Source organism: Companilactobacillus muriivasis, from assembly GCF_036246245.1.
Taxonomy (GTDB): Bacteria; Bacillota; Bacilli; order Lactobacillales; family Lactobacillaceae; genus Companilactobacillus; species Companilactobacillus muriivasis.
The window spans coordinates 136913-145602 of the sequence record NZ_BTTQ01000009.1; the positions used below are offsets into that span (position 1 = coordinate 136913).

The 8690-nt window shown below is 37.4% G+C and carries 9 protein-coding genes and 1 pseudogene; 9 read left to right on the plus strand and 1 reads right to left on the minus strand.

Annotated features, from left to right (window positions below):
- Window positions 1-29: 29 nt before the first annotated feature.
- The 6 genes from AAA923_RS10670 to trxA all read left to right on the plus strand — a co-directional run bounded on the left by AAA923_RS10670 (window position 30) and on the right by trxA (window position 4754).
- Complete coding sequence (locus AAA923_RS10670; RefSeq protein ID WP_010018752.1) at window positions 30-287, plus strand: IreB family regulatory phosphoprotein; 258 nt, start codon at window positions 30-32, stop codon at window positions 285-287.
- Window positions 288-722 (plus strand): Holliday junction resolvase RuvX, encoded by a 435-nt coding sequence (gene ruvX / locus AAA923_RS10675; RefSeq protein ID WP_041500053.1) that lies wholly within the window; start codon window positions 288-290, stop codon window positions 720-722.
- 10 nt (window positions 723-732) lie between these two features.
- Window positions 733-1044, plus strand: a complete 312-nt coding sequence (locus AAA923_RS10680; RefSeq protein ID WP_041500051.1) for a DUF1292 domain-containing protein — start codon at window positions 733-735, stop codon at window positions 1042-1044.
- A gap of 378 nt (window positions 1045-1422) precedes the next feature.
- Entirely contained in the window at window positions 1423-1965 is a 543-nt protein-coding gene (locus tag AAA923_RS10685) for a CvpA family protein (protein WP_338216995.1), read from the plus strand.
- A gap of 53 nt (window positions 1966-2018) precedes the next feature.
- Window positions 2019-4373: an endonuclease MutS2 gene (locus tag AAA923_RS10690; protein WP_338216997.1), complete on the plus strand. Its 2355-nt coding sequence runs from the start codon at window positions 2019-2021 to the stop codon at window positions 4371-4373.
- A gap of 69 nt (window positions 4374-4442) precedes the next feature.
- Window positions 4443-4754 (plus strand): thioredoxin, encoded by a 312-nt coding sequence (trxA, locus tag AAA923_RS10695; protein ID WP_338216999.1) that lies wholly within the window; start codon window positions 4443-4445, stop codon window positions 4752-4754.
- A gap of 734 nt (window positions 4755-5488) precedes the next feature.
- On the opposite strand, the gene AAA923_RS10700 is transcribed toward trxA, so the two are convergent.
- Window positions 5489-5968 (minus strand): DUF2507 domain-containing protein, encoded by a 480-nt coding sequence (locus tag AAA923_RS10700; protein WP_338217001.1) that lies wholly within the window; start codon window positions 5966-5968, stop codon window positions 5489-5491.
- Window positions 5969-6082: 114 nt separating this feature from the next.
- Here AAA923_RS10700 and AAA923_RS10705 point away from each other — a divergent pair.
- The 3 genes and pseudogenes from AAA923_RS10705 (at window position 6083) to AAA923_RS10715 (ending at window position 8562) form a co-directional block, all read left to right on the plus strand.
- Window positions 6083-7485, plus strand: a pseudogene (locus AAA923_RS10705) (XTP/dITP diphosphatase).
- Between the two features lie 358 nt (window positions 7486-7843).
- Window positions 7844-8254 (plus strand): DUF948 domain-containing protein, encoded by a 411-nt coding sequence (locus tag AAA923_RS10710; RefSeq protein WP_041500042.1) that lies wholly within the window; start codon window positions 7844-7846, stop codon window positions 8252-8254.
- Between the two features lie 2 nt (window positions 8255-8256).
- The gene (locus AAA923_RS10715) at window positions 8257-8562 is read left to right on the plus strand and encodes a hypothetical protein (RefSeq protein ID WP_338217002.1); all 306 of its coding nucleotides are present in this window, start codon (window positions 8257-8259) and stop codon (window positions 8560-8562) included.
- Window positions 8563-8690: the final 128 nt, after the last annotated feature.

The window sequence follows — 8690 nt, forward strand, 5'->3', positions numbered from 1 at the left end:
CTTAAATTTTAGTTATATGGAGGTTTGCCATGAGTTCACTTGATAAAACTATGAGTTTCGATTTTAATGAAAACAAAGGCAAAGATGTCAAAGAAACATTGCAAAGTGTTTACCAATCACTAGAAGAAAAAGGATATAACCCAATTAACCAAATTGTCGGCTATCTACTTTCTGGTGACCCAGCATATATTCCACGACACAACGATGCCCGTAATTTGATTTTGAAACATGAAAGAGACGAGATAATCGAAGAATTAGTTAAGAGTTATCTCAATCAAGGTAAATAGATGAGATTATTAGGTTTAGATGTTGGTTCACGAACTGTCGGTGTTGCTTGCAGTGATTTATTAGGCTGGACAGCGCAGGGAGTTGAAATTATTCGTATCAATGAGGATAAAGAGCAATTTGGCTTAGATCGATTAGGCGAAATTATTCAAGAAAAGCAACCTACTGGTGTGGTTCTTGGATTACCAAAGAATATGAATAACACTGAAGGACCCAGAGTAGAAAAGTCTCGTGAGTATGGCAAAATGGTCGAAGATAAGTTTCATTTGCCAATCGATTTTATTGACGAACGGTTAACAACTGTTCAGGCCGAAAGAATGTTGATTGATGAGGCCGATGTGTCTCGTAAAAAACGTAAGAAAGTTATCGATAAGATTGCCGCAGAGATGATTCTACAGAATTATCTTGATGCTAAAGGTAAACTAACACGAAATTAAGGTGATAATTATGAGTGAAGAACAACCACCAAAGGATTTAGACGAAGTTATTTTAAGTGATGAACAAGGTAATGAAGAAACATATTTGATTCTCTTTACTTTTGATTCAGAAGATTATGGTAAATCATACGTATTCTTATACCCTAAAGCTGATAAGGATGCAGAAGAAATTGCTATTCAAGCATACTCATTCGAACCAGACGAAAATGGAGATGTCGATGCCGGTGATCTAGAACCAATCGATGATCCAGAAGAATGGGATATGGTTCAAGAAGTTTTGAACACCTTCACAAGTGACGACGATGATAATTACGAAGAATAAGCACTAAACAAGTAACGATTGGCGCAAGCCAATCGTTTGGTTGTTTATAGTGTTATCTGAGTTTATCATTATAAATATTTCCGTAGGAATGCTCCTTTTGTATATATAAAGGATTGGAAATATTTATTAGTTTGTATAAAAAAACTAGTCGGAAGAGCTGAGAAGTATTCACCAGCAGTGAAAGTGGCGTTATGGCTTTAGCCATTACACCACAGGACGTATTTTGAGACGTGAATCTCGGCTCAAAATCGAGGGTCGAGACCGTACCTTGGCTCGAGCCGGTCCCACAGCAGGCAAAATACTTCTCAGCTCTGGAGACGGCAATGAAAAATGATTTACAAATTCGCTTTTTTAGCATGATTGAAGTAAGGGGAAATAATGCTTAGTCTGTTACTTATTTTACTTTTGATTTATGGTTTTTATATTGGTGCTCGCCGTGGACTAGCCATGGAAGCATTTTATGCAGTTGGATATGCGCTATTCTTTTGTTTGGCACTAGTATCTTTTCGAGGACTGGGACCAAAGTTTGAAATGATTGTGCCTTATCCATCTGCTAATTTGGGCAGTGAATTTGCCTTTTTCTCAACAAAAGTTGGTATGGAACTAGACAATGCATTTTACCGTGCCTTTGCTTTTATATTTATTTGCTTCATTGGTTGGATTATCGTGAGATTCGTTGGTTTGTATTTCAAGCGTCTAACTTATTTTCCAATGTACAATGATGTAAATCTTTTAAGTGGAGGGATTATTGGGTTCATCGTTACTTATGTCACTATTTTTATGGTGATGTTAATGTTAGCTATGATTCCGGTACCCGGTATTCAACATGCTTTGCAACATTCATTCGTAGCTTCAGCCATGATTCGAAGTACACCGGTATTAACGGCCGCTTTGAGTCATCTCTGGATTGGAGCTATTTAAACTTTAAGGCTGAGACATTATGTTTCAGTCTTATTTTGTAATAGGAGACATTTATGAATAATAAAGCTTTGAAAGTATTAGAGTTTGACAAGATCAAAGCTGAAATCGCTAAGTATCTAATCACAACTCGTGGGAAGACACTCTTAAAGAAATTAATGCCAATGTCAGTCGAATCAATTGTTCAAAGATTGATTGACCAAACTAAAGATGGTGCTGATATTGTCCGTATTAAGGGTGAAATCCCAGTTAGAAAATTAGCTGATCTACATGATCAAGCTAACCGTTTGAAAAAAGACGGGAATTTAAATGGAACAGAATTGGCTGCTATTGGCCAAGTACTTCAAAACACTAGTGAATTAAAAGAGTTCTTTGAAGATTTAAAAGATAACCAAGTTGAATTACGTCAACTTTATGACTTGAATGATAACTTGATCAACAACCCTGAATTGACACGTCGTATTGCCCGTTCACTGGATGACACCGGTCGTGTTTTGGATACCGCCTCGGATGATTTGAAGTATATCCGTAGTCATATCAATAAGTTGAATGATGAGATTCGTCAAACTATGGCACAATTCACACGTGGTAAAAATACCAAGTATTTGACTGAAGCACTAGTAACTTTGCGTGATGATCGTTTTGTTATTCCTGTTAAAGCTGAATATAAGGCAAAATTTGGTGGAGTTGTTCATGATCAAAGTGCCAGTGGACAGACTTTCTACATCGAGCCACAAGCTGTCGTTGGTATGAATAATCAATTGCACGAGGCTAAGTTGTCTGAAAAATCTGAAGAGATTCGTATTTTGAATAATTTGTCAGATATGGTTCGTCCAGAAATTGATGAAATTGTTAAAAACAACGAAGTTTTAGCACAATTTGATTTGATTAACGCCAAAGCCAAGTATGCTAAGGAAATAAAGGCCACTGAGCCAATTATTTCCGATAATCATGTAGTTGACTTGGAACAAGCAAAACACCCGCTAATCGAACCAGATAAGGTTGTAGCGAATGATATCAGGTTGGGCGACGGTTACAGAACGATGTTAATCACTGGTCCTAATACTGGTGGTAAAACTATCACGATGAAAACTCTTGGTTTGATTCAATTGATGGCACAAGCTGGTTTATTTATTCCAGCCCGTGAAGCCAGTGAAATTGCTGTGTTTGATGAAGTCTTCGTTGATATTGGTGATGAACAATCAATTGAACAAAACTTGAGTACCTTCTCATCACATATGGATAATATTATTAATATCATTCATAAAGTTTCCGAACACAGTTTGGTCTTAATTGATGAACTTGGTGCCGGAACTGATCCACAAGAAGGTGCTGCCATAGCGATTGCTGTATTGGAAAAATTAGCAACGTCAAAAGCTGATATTATGGCAACGACTCACTATCCTGAGTTGAAGGTTTTTGCTTATAATACGCCGGAAACAATCAATGCCAGTATGGAATTCGATGATAAGTCATTACGGCCAACATATCGTTTGTTGATTGGTATTCCTGGAGCAAGTAACGCGTTTAATATTGCTGCTCGATTAGGAATGGACAAGAGTGTCGTTGATCGTGGACAAGCTTTGATGGACGGGGAGAGCCAAGACCTCAACAATATGATTGCTGACCTTGAGAACCGTCGTAAAGAGTTTGAACAAAAGAATGACCAATTAAAGATTCAATTATCTAAGAATAAGGATATTCAAACTGATTTTGAGAAGAAGAGTGACGCCTTAGATAAGTCGAAAAACTCGGAAATTCAAGCAGCTAAGGTTCGAGCTAATCAAATCGTTGCCAAAGCTAAGAAGGAATCAGAGAAGATTATTGATAAACTTCATAAGATGGAACAAGATGGTGTTGCAATCAAGGAAGACCAAATCATTTCTGCCAAGACTAACTTGAAGAACTTGCATCAAGATGAAGCAATCAAGAAGAATAAAGTTTTACGTCGCAACAAACGTCGTCAAGCATTGAAAGTCGGCGATTCTGTTAAGACATTGACATATGACCAAATTGGTACGATTGTTCGTAAGAATAAGGATAATGAGTATGAAGTTCAACTTGGTATCTTGAAGATGAAATTTAACGCTGACGAACTTGAGAAAGTTCAAAACGCTGAACAAGAACCAGAAAAGAAGCCAACAATGGTTCGTCGTACCAAGAGTACCGGACTTTCCAGCAAATTGGACTTACGTGGTAAACGTTATGAAGAAGCAATGACTGAGTTGGATCAATATATTGATTCAGCGTTGTTAGCTGGTTATAATCAAGTCACGATTGTCCATGGATTTGGTACAGGTGTTATCAGAAAAGGTGTTACCAATTATCTTCAGAGAAATCCTCGAGTTAAATCATTTGGATACGCTCCCGCAAGCTCTGGTGGATCAGGTGCCACAATCGTTGACCTTTAATGAGAGCAAATGCTTTCTAAAGATTAGCTAATAATGATAATATTTAATTTGTTAAAAGGAGTGAATGAAATGGTTGATGAAGTAACAGATAAAGAATTTAAAGAAGAAACAAAAGATGGTGTTGTACTAGTTGATTTCTGGGCAACATGGTGTGGTCCTTGTCGTATGCAATCACCTGTTATCGAAGAATTATCAGAAAACGATGATTCAGTTAAGTTTTTGAAGATGGATGTTGATGCTAACCCTGATACACCTAAAGAATTTGGAATCATGGCAATTCCTACATTAGTTATCAAAAAAGATGGCGAAGTTGTAGAAAAGCTCACAGGTTTCCATAATAAAGCTCAACTAACTAAGATTTTGGATGGTTATTCTGACTAGTTCCTTTATATCTGCCGCCTGCGGTTGTCGGGGAAAAATCAGTTCTGCCATGAGGACCGGTTCGAGCCAAGGTCTCGCACCTCGATTTTGAACTTCGCAGAGTTCGCGAATTTCAAAACTCGCCCTGTGGTGTAAGTGCTAAAGCACTAACGCCACCTCCATGGCAGACTGATTATTTCCCCGACAACCTCCGGCTGGGGTATTGAAGTATTCAATGTGTTAGTTAGGTTGAAGATATTAATTTTGATTTATATATAAAGATTGGATTTTCCTTATGTTTGGGGATCCAATCTTTTTTATTTGATTTTGAAGTTGAAATTGTTTGGAGGGCATAAAAGGATTGAGTAGCTGGTACCGATATTCATATTCATGCTTGTGTATCAAAATAACTATAAATAGTGATTGAATCGATGATATTAAAAGCTGAAATTAGTCGGAAGAGATGAGAGTATTAACCAGCTGTGGTTGTGGCGTTATGGCTTTAGCCATTACACCACCGGGCGAGTTTTGAGATTCGCGTACTTTGCGAAGCTCAAAATCGAGGACCGAGACCGTACTGTGGCTCGGGCCGGTCCGCATAGCAGGTTAATACTCTCATCTCTGGAGACGGCAGATAAAAAAATAAGCAAGCCTCAATACCCTGATAGATCAGGATTTGAGACTTGCTTATTTATTTGTTGTTATAAATTTTAAGCAATAAACGCAGTCACTTTGATCGGTTTTTGGTGTATACTTTAGTTTCGATCAATTTGAATTTTAATTGTCACGCTTTTGGCTTTACTGTTTACAGTATATGTTCCTAAACAATATGCTGCGATTGTTTTTTCAACAGTTTCAGCGATTATTCCAGTTTCTAATGAAAACTCTGGATCATCATTATTCGTATCAAAACGTTGTTCAACTTCAGGACCAGTTAACTTATATGTGTAGCTCTTCGGTGTTTGCTTGGTAATTTCCAATTTACCGAAACCAGCCTTGATGAACAGGTCGGGTAAGCTTTCCATATCGAGAATCAATTGACGGCTAAGGTTTTTACCGGCCCAGTACAATAATTCGACGGCATCCTTGTCAAGCAAATCAGGTAGAATAAAATCACGGAGTACTGAAACTGCAAAGTAGTTTTCAGTTAACGTATCTGTACTCTCACCATTTTCACTTTTCTTTAGAGCATCAGTTAACGTTGATTTGTTAAGATCTTTTGATTTTGCGGCCATTGCTATAACTCCTTTTTTCAGACAATTCATTATATCATTAGAGTAATTGCTTTTTAAGTCATTGTAAAAGATAGCACAGAAAAATTTCACTTAAATGAGAGTGGGGGTAACATTATGAGTGATCATAGACCAATTGGAGTATTAGATTCTGGATTGGGCGGTTTAACTGTCGTTAAAGAAGTACTCCATCAATTGCCAAATGAGAATATCATTTTTATTGGTGATGAAGCACGTATGCCTTATGGTGTAAAAACTAAGGAACAAATTATATCCTATACGCGAGAAATGGTTCAATTTTTGATTGACCAGGATGTAAAGCTAATCATTTACGGCTGCAACACAGCTACAGCCAACGCTTTGGAAGAATTGAGAACTGAATTTACTATTCCGATGATTGGGGTAATTCAACCTGGTTCACAAGCTGCAGTCAAAGTTACTAAAACAGGTAATATCGGTATCATTGGAACTGAATCGACGATTAATTCCAAGAGTTATAGTCAAACAATTACCGGCATTGACTCAAGCATCAACGTTTTAGGGATTGCGGCACAAAAGTTTGTTGCACTTGTTGAAGCTGATAAGGCTAACAGTCAAGAGGCTGAAGAGGATATTGCCAAAACTTTATTGCCATTTAAAAATAGCGATTATGATACCTTGATTTTAGGATGTACGCATTTTCCAATGTTGAAGACACAAATCAATAATTATTTACCAAAAATGACTCTGGTTGATCCCGCAGTCAGCACGGTTGAAGTAGCGAAAACTTATTTATCTAATAACGAACTTTTAACAGATCAAAATAATAGAACGATTAAACTTTATACGACTGACGGAATTGACGAGTTTTCAAAACTAGCCAAACGTTGGTTGAAGACTGACATCGATGAAATTAGTTTAGTGGATATTAGGAGATAACGATGAAAGAAATAATCATAGCAACTAAGAATCCTGGAAAAGCCCGTGAGTTCAACAGTATTTTTAATGATGAAGATTTCACATTGAAGACTTTGCTGGACTTTCCAGAATTCCCTGAAATCAGAGAGAATGGCAAGACTTTTGAAGAGAATGCCAAACTCAAGGCACATGCAGTGATGGAACGCTTCAATTTACCAACAATTGCTGATGACTCAGGTTTACAAGTAGATGCTTTATATGGTCGACCAGGTGTGTATTCAGCACGTTATGCAGGAGATCACAATGACGCCGCCAACAATGCCAAACTATTGAGTGAATTAGGTGGAGTACCAAAGGAAAAGAGAACCGCCCGTTTCGTTTCAACATTAGTTTTCGCTAATCCCAACAACGAAGAAGATTTAGTTGTTGAAGGAGAAGTTAAAGGCTTGATAGGCTTGTTCCCAGCAGGGGATGACGGCTTCGGCTACGATCCACTATTTTATTTACCAGAACTAGATAAGACGATGGCACAGTTGAGCGTTGACGAAAAGAACGCTATCAGTCACCGAGGACATGCAATTCAGAAGCTAGAAAAACAATGGCAAGACTGGATTAAGTGGTAGATTTTTTCTGAATTTTGAAAAATATAAACGTTCTGTAACAGTTTCAAGTACAACTTATTTAATATATTCTTAGTTAGAATACTTATACTAATAGAATATAGATTAGTCGGAAGAGATGAGAATATTTACTCGCTGTGGGAGTGGCGTTATGGCTTTAGCCATTACACCACCGGGCGAGTTTGGAGACTTACCGGTCTTTGGTAAGGCTTCAAACCGAGGTTCGAGACCGCTTTTTGGCTCGAGCCGGTCCGCATAGCAGGTAAATGTTTTCATCCATGGAGACGGCAGGTAATTAATTGCCGATGAATTGATATAATGCTAGTATGAAAGTGCTATTAAAATACAGGAGGGTAAGATTATGACTGGTGGACAAATTGCAGGCTTAATCGCGGCAGTTGCTTTTGTAGTATTGGTTGTATATTTAGCCAGAACATTAGTCCAAACTGCTAAATTGCTTCAAGAATTACAGGAAACTATGAAGGAAACAACTAAGATGGTTGAAGTCCTTTCTAAGAATACTGAACAGATTATGGATCAAAGTACTAAGTTAGTTGATAAAACTAATACCTTGATGGATGATGTTAACAGCAAATCCAGCAAGTTGAACCCATTATTTGATACAGTTGAGAACCTCGGTAAGAAATCTGCTAAAGCAACAGAGGAAAAGCCAAACACTGGCTTTAATTTCCAAAACTTGATGACAGTAGGTAACATTGCCACAGTCGCTAAGACGGCTGCTAAGTTCTGGCCAAGAAAGAAGAATAAATAATTATGAAAAATAATCATTTTGTATTGGGCCTACTCTTAGGCTGCGCCTCAGGATATGCTGCTTCTAAGTATTTAACAAGTGAATCAGGTCAAAAGCTATTAGAAAATGTCATGACAATTCGTGCAGATTTCAATAATGGCGGTGTTGGCTTGAGTACAAACAGTGATCTAGTTGATTCATTCAACGAAAAGACAGATGCCTTGAAGGATCACATGTCAAAAATTAAAGAAGATGAAGATACATCAGATATTGTCTTCAATGAAGATGACCTTAATGATGAAAATTCTCTTAATAGCAATAAAGATTAATTTGGCGAATTTTATAATCAAGTTAGCCACTTTAGAAAAATGACAAAATAAAAACACCAAGACGTAAAAATCAGGTATCATTGGAGTTCTCACACAAACAATGAAAGAGGTTTTTCGTCTTGGTGCTA

Excerpts from the sequence above, each read along its gene's own strand:
- AAA923_RS10680 (WP_041500051.1), top strand. The coding sequence starts at position 733 with ATGAGTGAAGAACAACCACCAAAGGATTTAGACGAAGTTATTTTAAGT.
- AAA923_RS10710 (WP_041500042.1), top strand. The coding sequence starts at position 7,844 with ATGACTGGTGGACAAATTGCAGGCTTAATCGCGGCAGTTGCTTTTGTA.
- AAA923_RS10690 (WP_338216997.1), top strand. The coding sequence starts at position 2,019 with ATGAATAATAAAGCTTTGAAAGTATTAGAGTTTGACAAGATCAAAGCT.
- trxA (WP_338216999.1), top strand. The coding sequence starts at position 4,443 with ATGGTTGATGAAGTAACAGATAAAGAATTTAAAGAAGAAACAAAAGAT.
- AAA923_RS10685 (WP_338216995.1), top strand. The coding sequence starts at position 1,423 with ATGCTTAGTCTGTTACTTATTTTACTTTTGATTTATGGTTTTTATATT.
- AAA923_RS10715 (WP_338217002.1), top strand. The coding sequence starts at position 8,257 with ATGAAAAATAATCATTTTGTATTGGGCCTACTCTTAGGCTGCGCCTCA.
- AAA923_RS10670 (WP_010018752.1), top strand. The coding sequence starts at position 30 with ATGAGTTCACTTGATAAAACTATGAGTTTCGATTTTAATGAAAACAAA.
- ruvX (WP_041500053.1), top strand. The coding sequence starts at position 288 with ATGAGATTATTAGGTTTAGATGTTGGTTCACGAACTGTCGGTGTTGCT.
- AAA923_RS10700 (WP_338217001.1), bottom strand. The coding sequence starts at position 5,968 with ATGGCCGCAAAATCAAAAGATCTTAACAAATCAACGTTAACTGATGCT.